Origin of the sequence: Bacillus sp. AFS029637 (assembly GCF_002584985.1) — a bacterium.
GTDB lineage: Bacteria > Bacillota > Bacilli > Bacillales > Bacillaceae_G > Bacillus_A.
This window is the reverse complement of record NZ_NUPZ01000001.1, coordinates 121,090-140,961: the sequence shown is the minus strand read 5'-3', so window position 1 is coordinate 140,961 and position 19,872 is coordinate 121,090. Positions and strand designations below refer to the sequence as shown.

Genomic DNA, 19,872 nt, shown 5'->3' with positions numbered 1-19,872 from the left:
TTTCCAAACACTCTGTAAAAGCAGTGCCTAAAAAGGCACTGCTTTTTTGAAGTAAGAAATTAAAATAATGAAGAAGTGTAGAATTATTGATGTTTCTCCACTATTCATCTCGTTATTTGCTGGCAGTAAGACTCTCGTTCAAAATTCAGCGGGTGCAAGGAAGTATATTAGTTTTATCAACTTACTCCGCAGTGATCACAAACTGATCATAATATTTTTCATTCACATATATATTTAATACCCATAATCCAGATGAAGGTAGTGACATAGTGAGAGGGAGTTCGTTTGTAGTAGAATCGATTGTATTTGAAGTAGTCCAAGTTTGTTTGGAAGTTTCTTGTTGAAAGAGTACTGGTGTTGGAGTTACAGATCCTTGTTTTAGCGCAATAATAGATAAATTTCCTGTTGGCATTTCAGGATCTAGAAAGTACCACATTATTTCATTTTGTTCATTTGCGATAATAGGACTATCAGCCATTGCGATTTTTTTTTCGATCCCTTTTAACGGTATTTTTCCTTCTACGAAGGATGGGGCTTCTTCCCAATTTACATCTTTTAAAACACTAAGATGAAAAAAGGAAGGGACGTTAATTTGAGCGGATGATGTTTCCAGTATTTCTTTTTTAGATACGTTTGCATCGGGTTGCACTTGCGCACAGCCAGTAATGAGAAAGGAGAAAAGTAGCATAGTTCCGATTTTTTTCATGGTGCCACACTCCTAGTTTTTATTGTTAGTGTAATTGTATTTGCTAGAAGGCGGGACAATTCCTTTAAAGTATAAAAAGAGGTCGTAAGTTTTGTACGACCTCTTTTGACATTTTCTATATTTGTTCAGTTGAATAGGCTGGCCCGCGCTCTTTTTGAGGCACCGTTAAGAAAATAACAGAAAGAACGATACATACGCCGCCTAGTAATTGATATGCTCCAAAAGATTCATTAAGCCAAGCGATTGAAACGATGGCTGCTACAAGTGGTTCAATGCTAGATAAAATACTAGTTTCTGTTGCAGCTAAATATTTAAGACTACCAATATAAAGAAGGAAAGAAAGGGTGCCACTTATAATGATAAGAATAAGCATAGAAAAAGTTTGGAGTGTGAAAGTTTGCGAAATTTGATTCCACCCAAAAGAACGATTACAAATAAGCAGTGCAATTCCTCCAATTAACATTCCCCAGCCAATTACTACAGTTGTACCACATTCTTTAATAAGGGAAGCAGGATGAAGGGTATAAAATGCAAATCCAATCGCTGTTAATAGACCGAAAGTAATGGCTGCTTTAGATAAAACAATGTTTTCAATTGAACCGTTTGTAATAATAAAGTATGTCCCCGTTAGAGCGGTGATAATGGCTAGTATTTGCATAGAAGCAGGGAATTTCTTTTGTTCAAAGGCAACATAAATGGTAATAAGTACAGGACCTAGAAATTGAAATAGTGTTGCTGTGACTGCATTACTAATATGAACCGTTTCGATAAAGGCGTATTGTGCACCAAGCATGCCGAGAATAGAGAAAATAATCAGTTGTATAAATTGTTTAGGGTGTTTCCAAATGTGAAATATGTCTTGTTTCTTTATAAATAAGAAAGACAAAATAAATATTCCCGCAAGCAACAAGCGAATTGTTAAAAAATCAATGGATGATACGTTAGTATGCTGAAAAAGCCATTGAATCATTGGACCCGATACCCCCCATAAGGTAGCTCCTGTAATAATCATGATGAGTCCAATACGTCTACTATTGTTCACTATCATGCATCTCCTCTCTAGTATTTGATTTTTTATGTGTGACATGATAAAAGGAATTATATATAAAATCTGGTACTGTAAAAAGTATCAGATTTTAGTTTTATTAAGGGGTCAGATATTATGTTAGAATTAACGCCTAATTTAAATACGCAAAGTAAAATCGCGTTGTATGTGCAATTGTATGAGTATATAAAAAAAGAGATTAAAGATGGAACGATTCCAGCTTTTACGAAATTACCGGCTAAAAGAAAGCTGGCGATATATTTACAAGTAAGTAAAAATACAGTAGAAGCGGCGTACGAGCAATTACTTGCAGAAGGGTATATTGAGTCAATTTCGAGAAAAGGTTACTTCGTGTGTAAAATTGAACAAATGATTCATGTAGAAGGAAGCGAAGATAGAATAGCGGAAATATCCTTTCGGGAGAGGGATTATACATTTGATTTCACACAAACAGGAGTCGATACGAATACTTTTCCATTCAATATGTACCGGAAACTTATAAATGACGTATGGCAGCCGCACAATAATGAGTTGCTCTTTCTTGGTCACCCACAAGGAGAAGTGAGCTTACGAGAAGAAATTGCAAAGTATTTGTATGAATCTAGAGGTGTGCGTTGTTCACCGAGTCAAATTGTATTAGGAGCGGGTACGCAAATATTAGTAAAGTTACTTTTTCAGTTATTACAGGGAAGCTGTTATGCAGTCGAAAACCCAGGGTATCATAGGAAAATGGTTGCTTTTGAACAAGGAGAAAACAGAGTTCAAATGTTATCTTTAGATAGGGATGGAATTTGTATTGCAGATTTAGAGAATAGTGATGCGAATGTTGTATTTGTTACACCGTCTCATCAATTCCCGTACGGAATGATTATGCCTATCACGAGAAGGATGCAGCTTTTACAATGGGCGAAGAAAGAAGAAGGTAGGTATATTATTGAAGATGATTACGATAGTGAATTTCGTTATTCAGGAAAGCCAATTCCGGCACTACAAGGATTAGATACAGATGGGAAAGTTATTTATATGGGGACGCTCTCAAAAGCTTTGTTGCCCTCATTACGGATGAGTTATATAGTATTACCGAAGAATTTAATTAACAAGTATCAAAAGCAATATTTGTTTTATACACAAAGTGTTTCAAGAATAGACCAAGAAGTGATTAGAAAGTTTTTAAATGAAGGGCATTTTGAAAAACATATTCATAAAATGCGTGTCGTCTACCGGAAAAAGAGAGATCGACTTGTTTTTGAAATAGAAAAGTATTTCGCTGATCAGGTTGAAGTGATAGGAGAAGATTCGGGATTACACATTTTATTAAAGGTGCATAATGGAATGCGGGAAGAAGATTTAATTACAGAAGCCGCGAAACATCGTATTAAAGTATATCCTGTTTCTACGTACTATAAAGACGGCACTGCTCCGGGAAATATAGTTTTACTTGGGTTTGCGATATTATCAGAAGAAGAAATTGTGAAAGCGATTCAACTATTAAGTACGGCATGGTGTACAAAAAAGTAAAAAACATCCTCATACACTAGAGGATGTTTTTTGTTATTTATTTTCATCTAGGAATAAGACCATATGCTCTTCATCCCAATATTGTCCGTTATATTTCAGTGAACGCTCTTGTACACCAAATGTTTTAAAGCCCAATGACTCATAAAGTTTCTTTGCACCATCGTTTCCGACAACAACATCAAGCATAACTTGTTCTACTTCTAAAGATTTAGCAAGTTCAAGACATTCTTTAATTAGGGATTTTCCTGCTCCAAGTCCACGTGCTTTTGGAGAGACATATACAGAACCGATTTTAGCTTTATGCTCTTGTTTTACATATGGTTTCGTTTCCAGCGTTGCAACACCGATTAATTGTCCATCTTTAAATGCACCTAGCGTATAGTTTTCATCTTGTGCTAATTTTTGTGCTTTATATTCAATCGCGCACTCTTTATTAATAATATCTTCATAAGAAGAACTGAAAGCTTCCGGATTTTGTTTTAATCCTTCTACACGAAGTTCTAAGTAAATTTCTGCCTCGTCTTTTGTTAATACATGGATATCCAATTATATCACCCTCCAAATCTTTGACAAATGTACCTTTACCCCGCATTAACGGGCAGTAAGACTCCAACTTTAAAATTCGGCGAATGCGCGGAAGTTAGGTGGGAGATAACTGCCCGTAAATGCCCGATTGGTTCAACTAATAATCCATGGGGTGAATCTTTCCATGGATTAAAGTTTCACTTTATTTTATATTGAAATAAGAATAATTTCAAAAGCCTAGCTTATATAAGTTGGTTTTATGAACAAAATAACACCAGTAGTGTTTACTACTACTGGTGTTTTCACACACTTATTATTCAAAAGGTAGTTTGATTATAAAAGTTGTTCCTGCTCCTAATTCGCTTGTTGCTCGAATGGAACCGTTGTGCAATTCTACGATTTCCTTTGCAACAGCTAGTCCGATACCTTTTCCTCCAGTAGCTCTTGTTCTGGATTTATCAACGCGGTAAAAACGATCAAAAATATGCAGAATATCTTCTTCTGGAATACCTTCTCCTTCATCTTGTACACTTATTGTAAAATGATCTGATTCAGTTAGTACACGTATTGTTATAGTAGTGTTTTCTGGTGAATGCTGATAAGCATTATGCAATAAATTTAACATTACTTGCTCCATACGTCTTTCGTCTATACACGCTTCTACATCATCTTTGCAGTATACATGAAGTTGCATTTGTTTGTTCGTTAATGTTGTTTTTGTTTTTTCAACCATTCGTTCTAAAAATGGTTGAAGAAGCATTTTTTGTTTTTTAATAACAAACTGGTGTTGCTCTAATTGTACAAGCATAAATAAATCTTGTACGAGATCGGTTACACTATCCGTTTCGTCTTCAATGATTTGTAAGTATTCTTCGCGTTCTTCTTTCGTTAAAGAATCTCTCTTTGCGACATTTGCATAACCTTTCATATAGGTCAATGGAGTTAATAACTCGTGAGCAACACTAGCGAGAAATTCATTGCGTTCTTTTTTCATATACGTAAGTTCACTGGATAAATCTTCAATCGTTTTTGCTAAGCTTCCAAGTTCATCATTTCGTTTAATTCCTAATTGAATTGGTTTGTTTAATTTTGATATTTTCTCTGTTGCTCTCTTCATTTTTATAAGTGGTTCTGTAATAACACGAGAAAAAACAAAGACAGAAATAGTTGTTAAAATAATCGTCAAAATACTGATGATAAGAAATTGATTCATGAGTTTAAGTAACATATTTTCTAAGAAGGATGTTTTTAATAACATATGTAAGTTACCTTGAAATCCTTTTATTTCAAGTGGGCTTACTGTTGAGATGAATTTTGATTTTTTCCAGTTTCCATCTACTATTAATCCATTTTTGGGAACATGTTTTGTTTTACAATTCAGATGTTTTTGCATTTCTTTCGTTACGGGTTCTGAAGTGGAAATAATTTTGCCGTTATTGTCAGTTATAATGATAGTTATATCAGAGTTAGCGATTAATTCGGATTCAATTAACTCTTCAGCCGCATGCTCAATAGTGAAATCTTGATACACCGGTCGTTTATAGCGATTATTGTATTGCTCTGGTTTTTGTTTGTAATATTCATTCCATTGTGCGCGTTTTTCAATCTTACTACGATAGCGATTGCCTTTTTCTAAAAGAGCGAGCGTTTCCTCTTCAACTCGCATTTTTGAAATACTTTTGTAAAAAGATACGAAAGCAATTGTTTCAATACATAAAGCTAATATTAAAAAGTATGTCCCAATTTTAAGGGAAAGTTTGCTCATTTTCTCACCATACCTTATTTCATATAAAGTGAAATTTTAATTAGAGGATTCTACGGATTATTATCCCGCATCAATCGGACACTTATTGCCCATTGATGCAGGCTAAAGTGTCCGCTGACCGAAGTGATTATTCACCTTTCCATTTATATCCGACCTTATAGACAGTTTCTAAGTAATTTTCAACTGGAAACCCTTTTTTGCGTAATTTATCACGGATATTACGAATGTGTGAATCGATCGTTCTATATTCGATGTCCGTTTCATAGCCCCAAATTTTTTCGATTAAATCATCTCGGCTGTAAGCACGGTTTGTATTTTGTAAAAATAGTCCAAGTAACGAAAATTCGATAGGAGTTAACGAGATCTTTTCGTCATATACTGTGACAGTATGTTTCGTTTTATCCCACTCAATACCATTGAAGCTAACAAAGCCATCGTTCTTTGTGCGACGTAATATAGCCTCAATTCGTGCGACTAATACATGTTCATCAAATGGTTTTGTAATATAGTCATCTGCTCCCATCGTAAGTCCTTTAACCATATCGTAATTTTGATTACGAGCTGTTAGCATAATGATTGGAACATTGGAAATTTGCCGGATTTGATAGCAAGCCTCCCAACCATCCATAGTTGGCATCATAACGTCTAACAAAATAATATCGAAGTCTTTTTGTTCGATTAATTTTAGTGCTTCAAGGCCAGAAGTAGCTTTCATACAAAAATAACCGCGAGGACTTAAGAACAGATCTAATAATCGTAACATACGTTCTTCGTCGTCTACTAATAAAATTTTCACCATAATCTTGTGCACCCCAAACTATTCATTCTACTTGTATAGTTTACATGAAAATAATAAAAAACTCTTTTTATGTGATTGAATGGAAGGCTGATTCTTTCGTTCGGGGCAATTGACATAAAAAATGCACTAGTTTTGCACAACTATTTTTTATAATAGAAAACGTAGCGACACAAAATACCCTATGTTGCGACATAACGTCATGTCATTTTATTTATAAAATGACAATTCCATTCTATTGTGTATGTGAGATAGAGAGGGTTTTCGTATTCACCTCGCATCGGATAAGAAAAAATTCCTATCTCACACTTTTTTTTAAAAGGAGATTATACACATGAATCCAAAAGAAGAAATTTCATCAAAAGAAAAGCAAGATCGTAATACGGTTGTAATGTGTGTTGCCGTATCTATGGTTATTATTATAAGTTGCGTAAATAAATTTTTAGGGATTTTATAATATAAAAAAGCTGATTGCTTGTTAGAAGCAATCAGCTTTTTGTTTTATGTAGGAAAGTACTGGATAAGGATGGACGTTTCCTCACTGAGTATAGTTTCAAGGGAATAGTTCTATATAATAAGCCAAGGCAAAATTGCTAAACCAGAAGTTACAATCGCTGTGGTAAATATTAAAAGTATAGCTCGTTTGTTTTGTTTCATGTCACATTCTCCTCTACATATCAATTGAATGCTGTACGTTCGTTTCATGAGTGGTGTCTCACTAATTAAAGTGTCACTTTACACTTTTAGTATAATGAATGGAAAGGTTTGGTACGATCGATAAAGGTGACATGAAGATTACATTGTTGTAATGAAAAAAGCACCTTTCTTGATCAAAAGATGCTCTTGGAAAACTGTATTGAAGTATTACTCATTTAAGAACAGAACCATATGTTCCTCGTCCCAATATTGACCATTGTGTTTTAAAGAACGTTCTTGTACGCCGTAAGTTTGGAAGCCTAATGACTCATATAATTTTTTTGCGGCATTGTTACCAGCCACAACATCGAGCATGAGCTGTTCTACTTGTAATTTATTAGCATTTTCAATAATTGCTTTAATTAAAGCTCGTCCTGCACCAAGGCCACGCGCTTTTGGGGAAACAAAAACGGAACCAATTTTTGCTTTATGTTCTTGTTTAATGAATGGTTTTGTTTCTAAAGTAGAAATGCCGATTAAATCGTTATCTTTGAAGACACCTAGCGTATATTTATCAGGATTACTTAATCGTTTTGCCATAGCAGCTACAGGATCTTCATGTTTAAGAACATCTTCATAAGAAGAGCTAAAAGCTTCAGGATTCTTCGTTAAACCTTCCATACAAACTTTTAAATATACTTCTGCGTCCTCTGTTGTTAATAAGCGAATTTCCATAGTCGTAACCTCCCTGGTGGATTTTAAATAAATTCATTACTTGTATAAGATTGAGTATGCGTTTTGTTAGTGATCTCTTTTAATTTGTAAAAGAATGAAAAGATATATGCTACAATGTTTTGTTTTAATTATGTAATGAAATTATATATTAACTTCATTAACTATTCAAGTATTTAATATATTACATTTTTATAACTAAAATAATTCCTCGCTTGAGGAGTTATTTTAGTTATTCGGAGGAAGATAACAGATTATTTTGGTTGTTATTGTATATGTACGATATAATAGAACTGTAGAATAGTGACATTTTTAAGCTTTCGTAGTGATACCTTATAACATCTAGAATCGACTTCATAAGAAAAGTATTTGGGCAGAGTGTTTCAAAAATATGTACAGTAACGCGATTTTGAAAACGGATTCAAAATCGTGTTGTACAGTTGGTTGTAAGGAGAGGGGAAACTATGGCAGAACAGACAGTCCGTGTAACCGTTGATGGTAAAGAATTATCCGCATCGGGTGAAAAGACGATACTACAATTATTTAACGAGAGTAATTTGGAACATCCTCAAATTTGTCATGTACCAGAAGTAGATCCAATTCAAACTTGTGATACATGTATTGTAGAAGTAGATGGGAAGTTGATGCGTGCTTGTTCAACGAAATTAGAGAACGGTATGCATATTGAAAGACAGTCACAGCGTGCAAAAGAGGCGCAGACTGAGGCGATGGATCGAATATTAGAAAACCATTTATTGTATTGTACCGTATGTGATAACAATAACGGTAATTGTAAAGTACATAATACAGTGCATATGATGGGAATTGAAGAACAGAAATATCCGTATGAACCGAAAGTAAGTGCGTGTGAAGTGGACATGTCACATCCATTTTATCGATATGATCCAAATCAATGTATTGCTTGTGGGCAATGTGTAGAAGTATGCCAAAATTTACAAGTGAATGAAACGTTGTCAATTGATTGGAGTTTGGATCGTCCACGTGTAATTTGGGACAATGGTGTAAGTATAAATGACTCATCTTGTGTGAGTTGTGGGCAGTGTGTAACAGTATGTCCATGTAATGCATTAATGGAAAAAACAATGCTAGGTGAGGCTGGTTTTATGACAGGATTAAAACCAGATGTGTTAGATCCGATGATTGATTTTGTAAAAGATGTAGAGCCAGGATATAGCAGTATTTTAGCAGTTTCAGAAGTAGAGTCTGCGATGCGTAAGACGAAGGTTAATAAAACAAAAACAGTTTGTACGTTTTGTGGTGTCGGTTGCTCATTCGAAGTATGGACGAAAGACCGTCATATTTTAAAAGTGCAACCTGTTTCAGATGCACCGGTTAACGGCATTTCCACATGCGTAAAAGGTAAATTTGGATGGGACTTTGTAAATAGTGAAGATCGTATTACAAAACCGTTAATTCGCCAAGGAGATATGTTTGTTGAAGCTTCTTGGGAAGAGGCTCTTGAAGTGGTTGCATCTAATATGCAGCATATTAAATCAGAATATGGCAGTGATGCATTTGGATTTATTTCTTCTTCGAAAGTAACGAATGAAGAAAACTATCTTATGCAAAAACTAGCACGTCAAATATATGGAACAAATAATGTAGATAATTGTTCACGTTATTGTCAGTCCCCAGCGACAGACGGTTTATTTAAAACTGTCGGTATGGGCGGGGATGCTGGAACAGTGAAAGATATCGCTGAAGCAGGTCTTGTTATTATTGTTGGTGCAAATCCAACAGAAGGACATCCTGTACTTGCAACACGTGTAAAACGTGCTCATAAATTACACGAACAAAAATTAATTGTGGCAGACCTTCGCAAACATGAGATGGCAGAGCGTGCGGATTTGTTTATTCATCCGCGTCAAGGAACGGATTACGTATGGCTTGCTGGTATTACGAAATATATTATTGATCAAGATTGGCATGATAAAAAGTTCTTAGCCGAAAATGTGAAGAACTTTGATGAATATAGCAACATGCTAGAAAAATATACGCTGGATTATACAGAGGAAATTACAGGTATTTCTAAAGATCAGTTAAAAGAAATGGCTCGTATGGTATATGAAGCGGATGGTACTTGTGTACTTTGGGGGATGGGTGTAACTCAAAATACAGGAGGAAGTACAACGTCAGCAGCAATTTCAAATTTACTGCTTGTTACGGGTAACTATCGTCGTCCTGGTGCAGGTGCATATCCGTTACGAGGACATAATAACGTGCAAGGTGCTTGTGATATGGCGACATTACCAAACTGGCTTCCGGGATATCAAGCAGTTTCAGATGATACGCTTCGTGCAAAATTTGAAAAAGCATATGGTACTACCATTCCGAAAGCACCGGGGTTAAATAATATTGCAATGTTACTTGCGGCAGATGAAGGAAAACTGCGTGGTATGTATGTCATGGGTGAAGAAATGGCTTTAGTTGATTCAAATGCGAACCATGTGCAACATATTTTAGCAAATTTAGACTTCCTTGTTGTTCAAGATATGTTCTTATCGAAAACAGCTCGTTTTGCTGATGTTATTTTACCAGCGGCGCCAAGTTTAGAAAAAGAAGGAACATTTACGAATACAGAGCGCCGTATTCAAAGGTTGTATGAAGTATTGAAGCCACTCGGTGATTCTAAGCCGGATTGGTGGATTTTACAAAAAGTCGCTCGTGCACTTGGCGGGGATTGGAATTATGAAAGTCCAAGTGAAATTATGGATGAAATTGCATCACTTGCACCATTATACTCTCAAGCAACGTACGATCGTTTAGAGGGATGGAATAGTTTATGTTGGGGTAGCCATGATGGTAGCGATACACCGCTATTATATGTAGATGGATTTAACTTCCCAGATAAACTTGCTCGTTTATCATTAGATGAATGGGTACCACCAGTTGTAGCGCCAGATGAGTATGATTTACTCTTAAATAATGGCCGTATGCTAGAGCATTTCCATGAAGGAAATATGACGAATAAGTCGGCTGGAATTTTATCTAAAGTGTCTGAAGTCTTTGTTGAAATTTCGCCGGAACTCGCTTTAGAACGCAATGTGAAAGATGGTGGTCTTGTAGAATTAGCATCACCATTTGGGAAGATTAAAGTACAAGCACTTGTTACAGATCGTGTAACTGGAAATGAGTTATATTTGCCGATGCATGCGACAGTAAATGAAGAGGCAATCAATATTTTAACAGGAACAGCAACCGACATTTATACATGTACACCAGCTTATAAACAAACAATGGTGAAACTGCGCGTATTACGTGAAAAAGGAACTCGTCCATTACCATCTTCAAACCCAAGAGATAAAAAACGTCATCCGCAAAACGGTGTTGAAATTGAGCAAAAATGGCAACGAAAACAATATGTATCACTTGTGGACCAGAATTAGGGGGCGGAGATAATGGCAAAAGAGATTACTTTAATCAAAAAAAAGGTTGTAACAGAAGAAGAGAAAAAACAGCAATTAGCAGAGGAACTGTTCACTGAGTTAGCGAATAACCGTGAAGCAGTCGAGGAAACAATGCAGTTGTTAGCACAATTACAGAAAGCTGGTATTTTAGACGCGGCGATTAGTTTACTTGCCGCAAAGGAAGATGTGTCAAAAATTGCTGTTGAGCAATTAAATCGTGAGCCAGTTAAAAATGCGTTAAACAATATGATGGGGGCAGGAGAAGCGTTATCTTCAGTTGACCCAGAAGTAACGAAGCAAATTACATCAAGTTTAGTTACTGGATTACAATTTGCAACAGATGAATTAAATAGTGGTAAAAAAACGAAGGTAATGGATTTCTTTAAAGTATTAAAAGATCCAGACATTAACAGGGCTATTACATTCGGTTTTAGTTTCTTGAAAGCGTTTGGACAAGGACTAGAGAAAAAATAGAGTGGATGAAAAAAGTGATGGGAAGTAGCCATCACTTTTTTCGTTGTATGTATAAGAGTGTTCATGTTAAGCGGAATATATTATTATTAAAAAGATGGATTGAAACTGGAAATATGGAATCCATCCCAAATATCGTTTTAGAATTCGGAGGAATATATGCAACACCGTAAAAAACTATCTATACCAGGAGTAATGGGACATTCCTTTCAAACAGTTAGGTTTGCTTTTTGGAATGTATTAACCTTTCAACTTGCTTATAAATTATTAGCAGCAATTGTATTCGTCCCTCTATTTGGGATCATTTTTAATAAGTTATTGTATTTTGGTGGTTATGCAAATGCAACGAATGATGAATTATTAGCATTTTTAAAAACGCCATACGGCATCTTGGCAATCGTAATTTTGTCATTGTTAGCAATGTTTCTTATCTTTACGGAATTTGCGGTGCTTATTATTATTTCGTATTTCGCTCATAAAAGACAAAAGGTGAAATTACGCCCGATTTTATATAAAACGGTAACGTATTTACCTACTCTTTTCACATATTGCTTACCGGGATTTATTTTATATGCCGTCGTATTGTTGCCTCTTTTAAATATGGGGTATGAAACAGCATTAATCCCTCAAATTCAAATTCCTAACTTTATTACAGGAGAACTGTTTAAGACAACAATGGGGCAAGTAGGTTATTATACGTTTTTTGCTGTAGTTGCGTATTTGAACCTTCGTTGGATTTTTGTGTTACCTATTGTCGTTCTAGAGCAAAAGCCATTTCGCATGGCAGCGCGTAAAAGTGCAATTTTAGTAAAAGAAAGCTTTTTTAAAGTACTTTTCTTTTTAGTAGGCTTTTTCGTTTCAATAGGGATTGTGTATGTTGTATTTTTCGGAATGTATTTATTGTGTCTATGGGGCGTTTATGAGTTTACGAATCCGCAGGGAACATTTGCATTATTAGCTGAATCAACAATCTCTGTATTTTTAACGAGTACATTGTATTTATTTAGTTTTATCGTGACACCGTTTTATATTATGGCGATTACACGATTGTATTTACAAAAGGTTCCCGTCGAAGATGTTTTATTAGAAGAAGGATTAGATTATTCAAAATCAAAAGCAGATAAATGTTTCTTCCAAAAACATCGTTGGAAATTTATTGGTGTATATATTGTAGGAATTATTACTGCAGGAATGGTCGTTGCCTTCATTGTAACGTTTATTTCGAATTCGTATAAAGAACCGATTATTATGGCACACCGCGGGTATATATCAAAAGGGGTAGAAAATACGAAAGAAGCTTTGCAAGGTGCTATTGATGCAAAGGCAGACTACGCTGAAATAGATGTATTACAAACAAAAGATGGTGAACTAGCGGTTATACATGATTTGAAGTTAAAACGTCTTGCTAATGCCAATGTGAATGTGTCAGATTTAACGATGGATGAGTTAAGGCAGCTTACTCTTAGTCAAGATGGATTTTCAGGACAAATAAGCACGCTTGATGAGATGATTAAGCTGGCAAAGGGTAAAATCAAACTCAATATTGAAGTGAAGCTTCACGGGGGCGAAAAAGATTTTGTAAACAAAGTATTAAAAACGATTAAAGATAATGACTTTGAGAAACAATGTGTTATTCAAACATTACATTATCCTCTTATTAAAGAGTTTAAGCGTGCAAATCCAGAGATAAAAGTAGGATATATACTGTATGCAAGTAGAGCTAACTTAAAGAATGTGAAGGCTGATTTTTATGTAGCAGAAGAATACATGTTAAATAAAAAATTGGTAAGAGAAGCAAGGAAGTTAAATAAGCCAATTTATGTATGGACAGTGAACGATATGGAGAGTTTAAAGGCATATTACAAGTTAAACGTAGATGGAATCATTACCGATTATCCTGAATCGGCACGTGAAACAATTAAGATGTTAAAAGAGCAAGAAGCAGAAGAAAGTGATTTGTTCGATAAAATTACGGAAACAACAGATGATTTGTTTTCGAAGTTATTTATAAGTTATCCAGCTGCTAGCTAAATGCTAGCAGCTGTTTTTTTGTAAAAAGAATATATCTCTAAAGCATTGTGTAAAATAATAAGTGTATATGTATACGTGGTTACTTGGGTTTCTTACATTGTTACATTATTGTCGAATAATAAATAGTTATTGTTCATTTTGAAGGAATATAATAAAAATAGAGTTATAGATAATGAAATAGAATAAAGTCCCTAATAGAATCAATGTTTTATATATTTACACTATTCTAAATATATAAACTTTAAAAAAATGGTATGTTAGCGTTTTCATAACTTTGAAGTTATGCTAGAATAAGGACATAAGTTATTAATTATTACAAAAAGAAAAAAGACTTTCTTTTTTCTGTTAATTATAAGGGGGCATTTCATTATGCGTATTGGAGTACCAGCAGAAATTAAAAACAACGAAAACCGTGTGGCAATGACACCAGCAGGTGTTGTACATTTAATTCGTAACAATCACGAAGTATTCATTCAAAAGGGTGCAGGTTTAGGATCTGGTTTCACAGATGCTCAATATGTTGAAGCAGGAGCAAAAATTGTTGATACAGCTGAAGAAGCTTGGAACATGGAAATGGTTATGAAAGTTAAGGAACCAATTGAAAGCGAATACAAACACTTCAGTGAAGGTTTGATCTTATTCACATACTTACACTTAGCTCCAGAGCCAGAATTAACAAAAGCTTTAATCGAGAAGAAAGTTGTTGCAATTGCATACGAAACAGTACAATTAGACAACCGTTCATTACCATTACTTGCACCTATGAGTGAAGTAGCTGGTCGTATGGCTGCACAAATCGGTGCACAATTCCTTGAGAAAAACAAAGGCGGTAAAGGTATCTTACTTGCAGGTGTTCCAGGGGTTAAGCGCGGTAAAGTAACAATCATCGGTGGTGGACAAGCTGGTACAAATGCTGCTAAAATTGCAGTTGGACTAGGTGCAGATGTAACAATCATCGACTTAAGTGCAGAACGTCTTCGTCAATTAGATGACATTTTCGGAAACCAAGTAAAAACTTTAATGTCTAATCCTTACAATATTGCAGAAGCTGTTAAAGAGTCTGATCTTGTAATTGGTGCAGTATTAATCCCAGGTGCAAAAGCGCCAAAACTTGTAACAGAAGAAATGATTAAATCAATGGAACCAGGTTCTGTTGTTGTTGATATCGCGATTGACCAAGGTGGTATTTTCGAAACAACTGACCGTATTACAACTCATGACAACCCAACTTACGAAAAACACGGCGTTGTTCACTATGCAGTTGCTAACATGCCAGGTGCGGTTCCACGTACATCAACTCTTGCATTAACAAACGTAACAGTACCATATGCAGTACAAATTGCTAACAAAGGCTACAAAGAAGCTTGCCTAGGCAATACTGCATTATTAAAAGGTATCAATACATTAGATGGCTATGTAACATTCGAAGCAGTTGCAGAAGCTCACGGTGTAGAGTACAAAGGTGCAAAAGAGTTATTAGAAGCAGAAACAGTATCTTGCTAATAGCAGCATTATACAAAACAAAATCGAACAATATATAAAACAACATGATAAGAGCTAAGAGATAACACCTCTTAGCTCTTCTTGGCAAAAGGGGGCATTCATCGTGGCCAACCTATTTAAAAAGAAATCCGTTACGCAATTGTTAGGGGAAAGTAAAAGTAAAACTTTGACGAAAACGCTAGGGGCATTCGACCTAACAATGCTAGGGATTGGTGCGATAATTGGTACAGGAGTTCTAGTATTAACAGGAATAGTAGCAGCAAGAGATGCTGGACCAGCAGTTATTTTTTCATTCATGATTGCAGCAATTGTTTGTGGATTTGCAGCGTTATGTTATGCAGAAGTTGCATCTACACTTCCAGTTTCAGGTAGTGTGTACACCTATTCATATGCGACAATTGGTGAATTTGTTGCCCATTTAATGGGATGGACATTGTTATCCGTATATGTCGTAACAACTGCCGCAGTAGCTGGCGGATGGACAGGTTATTTCAATAATTTAGTGAGTGGATTGGGAATTGAAATTCCAAAAGCATTGTTAACGATTCCGGCGCAAGGTGGTATCGTGAACTTACCTGCAGTTATCGTTACGTTGGTGATAACTTGGTTATTATCACGAGGTACGAAAGAAAGTAAGCGTGTGAATAACATAATGGTATTAATTAAAATTGGTATCGTTGTTTTATTCATTGCAGTTGGTGTATTCTACGTGAAACCAGAAAACTGGATACCATTTGCACCGTATGGCTTAAGTGGAGTCTTTGCCGGAGGAGCAGCAGTATTCTTCGCTTTCTTAGGATTTGATGCATTAGCAACTTCTGCTGAAGAAGTAAAAAATCCGCAACGTGATCTACCAATTGGTATTATTGCTTCGTTAGTGATTTGTACAATCATTTATGTTGTGGTTTGTCTTGTTATGACAGGTATGGTTTCTTATAAGGAATTAGATGTACCAGAAGCTATGTCATATGTACTAGAGGTTGTAGGGCAAGATAAAGTAGCTGGTGTAATTGCTATTGGAGCTGTAATCGGTATTATGGCTGTAATTTTCGCTTACATTTATGCGACAACACGTGTATTCTTCGCTATGAGCCGTGACGGTTTATTGCCAAAATCTTTTGCGAAAATTAACAAGAAGACTGAAGCACCAACATTTTCAGTTTGGTTAACAGGAATTGGTAGTGCTTTAATTGCTGGATTTATCGATTTAAAAGAATTGTCGAATTTAGCGAATATTGGAGCATTATTAACATTTGCGATGGTTGGTGTAACTGTTATCATTCTTCGTAAAACGCATCCGAAATTACAACGTGGATTTATGGTACCACTTGTACCAACCTTACCGATTATTTCAGTTGCATGTTGTCTATTCTTAATGGTAAATTTACCATTAACAACATGGATATACTTCGGTATTTGGTTAGCACTTGGTGTAATTGTATACTTTGTTTATTCGAAAAAACATAGTCATTTAAAAGAAGATGGAAGTTCGCAGGATAATTTAGAAGAAGCTAATTAAAGGGATATAAGTTAGTAAGCCTTGTGCGTCTAGGGAGCGCGCAAGGTTTTTTTATGGAAATAAAGGATTCATTTATAGCTCGAAACCTTTTGGTTACAGAAATCAAGGTGGTAAATTAGAATTTTCTTCGTTAATTGTGGATGGAGTGAAAGTGAATAAATAGGAGAAGGATGCACGATAGTTTTCGTGCATCCTTTTTTGTATGAAGAGTATGATAGATGCGGAGAATATTGATATGTTTATGTTGAAATGTGAACGGAATTGTCAAAAAAATCTTTTGGTTTTTATTGACACATATGAATGGGCGCTCATATAATAAAAGTATAAGATATATGAATGATTGTTCATATGTTCAATTGAAGAGGTGAGCTATAATGGCTGGAAATAAAGGAGAAGCACCGCAAGAGACTTGTTCTCAAACAATAATTCATGAGGAAGTCGTGGATCAGGTGAAACAAACGATTCCGACTGATGAAAGTTTAAGTAAAGTAGCAGAATTATTTAAAGTATTAGGTGACCGTACACGTACGAGAATATTACATGCATTATTTGAAGCTGAGATGTGTGTTTGTGATTTAGCTTATTTATTAGGAATGACGCAATCTTCAATCTCGCATCAGCTTCGTGTATTAAAGCAAGCGAAGCTTGTAAAGAATCGTAAAGAAGGAAAGGTCGTTTATTATTCGTTAGCTGACCAGCACGTAATTCATATCTTCGAGCAAGCGTTTGAACACGTAAACGAGGAAGAATAAAACAACGCGAGGAGGGAGATAACGATGGCTGAAGCATTAGTGAAAAAGAAACTGATGTTAGAAGGTTTAGATTGTGCGAATTGTGCAATGAAAATTGAAAAAGGTGTTGGGAATATAGAAGGAGTGAGCTCTTGCTCTGTAAACTTCGCAACAAAGACGATGGTTTTAGAAACACCACAAAATAGAGAAAATGAAGTTGTTACGGAAGCGAAGCAACTCGTTACAAAATTAGAACCACATATTAAAGTGCAAGAAGAACAAAAAACAAAAATTGCAAAAGAAGTATTTATATTAGAAGGTTTAGATTGTGCAAATTGTGCAATGAAGATTGAAAATAAGGTAAAGGAAATGCCAGCTGTTTCAGAAGCAACTGTTGATTTCGTTTCCAAGAAACTAAGAGTAGAAGTTGCGAATAAAAGAGAAGTAGAAGCGACTATAGAAGACATAAAAAATGTCGTTCAAAAGTTAGAGCCAGATGTAAAAGTTGTTCGTGAAGAGAAAGCTGGACACGACCATGGGCACAGTCATGATCACGGTGATGGAAATGTGAAAAAGATGATAGGACGATTAGTAATCGGTGGGATTTTGACAGGGATTGCTGCCTTAGCTGATTTACCACAAATGATAACAATTCCGTTATTCGTCCTTGCGTATTTATTAATAGGTGGAGATATTGTTTGGAGAGCGGTAAGAAACATAACTCGCGGCCAAGTGTTCGATGAAAACTTTTTAATGGCTATTGCGACTGTAGGAGCTTTTGCAATTCAACAATATTCAGAAGCTGTTGCGGTAATGTTATTTTATCAAGTAGGAGAACTATTCCAAAGTATTGCGGTAAATCGTTCACGAAAATCAATTACTTCATTAATGGACATTCGTCCTGATTATGCGAATGTGAAGATTGGAAATGAAACGAAACAAGTATCACCAGAAGATGTGCAAATCGGCGATTATATTATTGTTAAGCCAGGTGAGAAAGTACCATTAGACGGAAAAGTAGTCGAAGGAACATCGATGATGGATACTTCAGCACTAACAGGAGAATCTGTACCGCGTGAAGTAGAAGTTGGAAATGATGTATTAAGTGGTTTTGTAAATCAAAATGGTGTATTAACAATTGAAGTGACAAAAGAGTTCGGTGAATCTACTGTATCAAAAATTTTAGATTTAGTACAAAATGCAAGTAGCAAAAAAGCACCAACAGAAAACTTTATTACGAAGTTTGCGCGTTATTATACGCCAGTCGTAGTTATTACAGCGGCAATTATGGCATTTATTCCACCGCTTATTTTAGAAGGCGCTACATTCTCAGAGTGGATTTATAGAGCGTTAGTATTCTTAGTTATCTCTTGTCCATGTGCGCTAGTTGTATCCATTCCTCTTGGTTTCTTTGGAGGAATTGGTGGGGCATCTAAAAGTGGTATTTTAGTAAAAGGAAGCAACTATTTAGAAGCATTGAATGATGTGAAATATATCGTTTTTGATAAAACAGGAACATTAACAAAGGGTGTCTTTAAAGTTACGAAGATGCAGCCGAGTGAAGGTACTACAGCTGAAGAGCTTTTAGAATACGCAGCATTTGCAGAAGTGTATTCAAATCATCCAATTGCACAATCTATTCGAAATGCATATGGAAAATCAATCGATGAAAATAGTATTGAAGACTATAGTGAAATTTCAGGTCATGGTACGGTTGTAAAAGTACAAGGAAAAGAAATTTTTGCAGGTAATGCGAAATTAATGAGAAAAGAAAACATTGCATTTAAGCAACCAGAAACAGTAGGTACATTAGTTCACGTTGCTGTAGATGGTAAATATGCAGGTTATATTGTTATCTCTGATGAGGTAAAAGAGGATTCAAAACAAGCGATTCAAAAGTTAAAAGAACTAGGCATTAAGAAGACGGTCATGTTAACTGGTGATGCAAAACCAGTTGGTGAAGCTGTTGGTAAAGAATTAGGTTTAGATGAAGTTCATGCAGAGTTGTTACCACAACAAAAAGTAGAAGAAATTGAAAAAATCGATGCAGCGAAGCATGGGAAAGAAAAAGTTGTTTTCGTTGGTGATGGTATTAACGATACGCCAGTATTAGCGCGAGCAGACATCGGTATTGCGATGGGTGGTTTAGGATCTGATGCAGCAATTGAAGCAGCAGACATTGTTATAATGACTGATGAACCTTCAAAAATTGCGACAGCTGTAAAAATTGCAAAACGTACACGAAGCATTGTGTGGCAAAATATTATATTTGCATTAGGTGTTAAAGGATTAGTTTTATTACTTGGTGCGTTCGGTATTGCGACAATGTGGGAAGCAGTATTCTCAGATGTAGGCGTGACGTTAATTGCAGTATTAAATGCAATGCGTGTATTACGAGTGAAAGATTTATAAAAAATAGGACGCGATCGCGTCCTATTTTTTATTGGTTATTTTGTTGAAATTGAC

The 19,872-nt window shown here is 35.5% G+C and carries 15 protein-coding genes; 9 read left to right on the top strand and 6 right to left on the bottom strand.

From position 1 onward, the window contains the following. Positions 1–181: 181 nt before the first annotated feature. Positions 182–706 (bottom strand): DUF4871 domain-containing protein, encoded by a 525-nt coding sequence (locus COE49_RS00650; protein WP_088233334.1) that lies wholly within the window; start codon positions 704–706, stop codon positions 182–184. A gap of 115 nt (positions 707–821) precedes the next feature. Then, on the bottom strand, positions 822–1,748 hold the full coding sequence (locus tag COE49_RS00645) for a DMT family transporter (protein ID WP_098945649.1): 927 nt from the start codon (positions 1,746–1,748) through the stop codon (positions 822–824). A 120-nt stretch (positions 1,749–1,868) separates the two neighbouring features. On the opposite strand from COE49_RS00645, the gene pdxR reads away from it, so the two are divergent. Then, on the top strand, positions 1,869–3,269 hold the full coding sequence (pdxR, locus tag COE49_RS00640) for a MocR-like pyridoxine biosynthesis transcription factor PdxR (protein WP_098945648.1): 1,401 nt from the start codon (positions 1,869–1,871) through the stop codon (positions 3,267–3,269). Positions 3,270–3,302: 33 nt separating this feature from the next. Here the strand turns inward: pdxR and COE49_RS00635 are convergent, their stop codons facing one another. The 3 genes from COE49_RS00635 to COE49_RS00625 all read right to left on the bottom strand — a co-directional run bounded on the left by COE49_RS00635 (position 3,303) and on the right by COE49_RS00625 (position 6,358). After that, positions 3,303–3,815 (bottom strand): GNAT family N-acetyltransferase, encoded by a 513-nt coding sequence (locus COE49_RS00635; RefSeq protein WP_088233337.1) that lies wholly within the window; start codon positions 3,813–3,815, stop codon positions 3,303–3,305. 292 nt (positions 3,816–4,107) lie between these two features. After that, positions 4,108–5,559, bottom strand: coding sequence for a HAMP domain-containing sensor histidine kinase (locus COE49_RS00630; RefSeq protein ID WP_088233338.1), 1,452 nt, complete (start codon positions 5,557–5,559; stop codon positions 4,108–4,110). 127 nt (positions 5,560–5,686) lie between these two features. Then, positions 5,687–6,358: a response regulator transcription factor gene (locus COE49_RS00625; protein WP_088233339.1), complete on the bottom strand. Its 672-nt coding sequence runs from the start codon at positions 6,356–6,358 to the stop codon at positions 5,687–5,689. Between the two features lie 331 nt (positions 6,359–6,689). On the opposite strand from COE49_RS00625, the gene COE49_RS27860 reads away from it, so the two are divergent. Continuing rightward, positions 6,690–6,812 carry a hypothetical protein gene (locus COE49_RS27860; protein ID WP_088233340.1) on the top strand — a complete coding sequence of 41 codons (123 nt, stop codon included), beginning with the start codon at positions 6,690–6,692 and terminating at the stop codon, positions 6,810–6,812. Positions 6,813–7,219: 407 nt separating this feature from the next. Here the strand turns inward: COE49_RS27860 and COE49_RS00615 are convergent, their stop codons facing one another. Continuing rightward, complete coding sequence (locus tag COE49_RS00615; protein ID WP_098945647.1) at positions 7,220–7,726, bottom strand: GNAT family N-acetyltransferase; 507 nt, start codon at positions 7,724–7,726, stop codon at positions 7,220–7,222. A gap of 461 nt (positions 7,727–8,187) precedes the next feature. Between COE49_RS00615 and fdhF the strand changes: the two genes are divergently transcribed. From fdhF to COE49_RS00575, 7 genes are all read left to right on the top strand, one after another. Next, a complete protein-coding gene (gene fdhF, locus COE49_RS00610) occupies positions 8,188–11,130 on the top strand; it encodes a formate dehydrogenase subunit alpha (RefSeq protein ID WP_098945646.1) in 2,943 nt (980 codons plus the stop codon). Between the two features lie 12 nt (positions 11,131–11,142). After that, entirely contained in the window at positions 11,143–11,625 is a 483-nt protein-coding gene (locus tag COE49_RS00605) for a helical membrane plugin domain-containing protein (protein WP_001040512.1), read from the top strand. A gap of 156 nt (positions 11,626–11,781) precedes the next feature. Further along, positions 11,782–13,653, top strand: a complete 1,872-nt coding sequence (locus tag COE49_RS00600) for a glycerophosphoryl diester phosphodiesterase membrane domain-containing protein (RefSeq protein WP_098882395.1) — start codon at positions 11,782–11,784, stop codon at positions 13,651–13,653. 369 nt (positions 13,654–14,022) lie between these two features. Next, the gene (gene ald, locus COE49_RS00595) at positions 14,023–15,156 is read left to right on the top strand and encodes an alanine dehydrogenase (protein ID WP_001219739.1); all 1,134 of its coding nucleotides are present in this window, start codon (positions 14,023–14,025) and stop codon (positions 15,154–15,156) included. Positions 15,157–15,259: 103 nt separating this feature from the next. Then, positions 15,260–16,675 (top strand): amino acid permease, encoded by a 1,416-nt coding sequence (locus COE49_RS00590; RefSeq protein ID WP_088232487.1) that lies wholly within the window; start codon positions 15,260–15,262, stop codon positions 16,673–16,675. Positions 16,676–17,049: 374 nt separating this feature from the next. Next, a complete protein-coding gene (locus COE49_RS00580; RefSeq protein ID WP_088232488.1) occupies positions 17,050–17,427 on the top strand; it encodes an ArsR/SmtB family transcription factor in 378 nt (125 codons plus the stop codon). 24 nt (positions 17,428–17,451) lie between these two features. Beyond that, on the top strand, positions 17,452–19,818 hold the full coding sequence (locus COE49_RS00575) for a heavy metal translocating P-type ATPase (protein WP_088232489.1): 2,367 nt from the start codon (positions 17,452–17,454) through the stop codon (positions 19,816–19,818). The last annotated feature ends 54 nt before the right edge of the window (positions 19,819–19,872 follow it).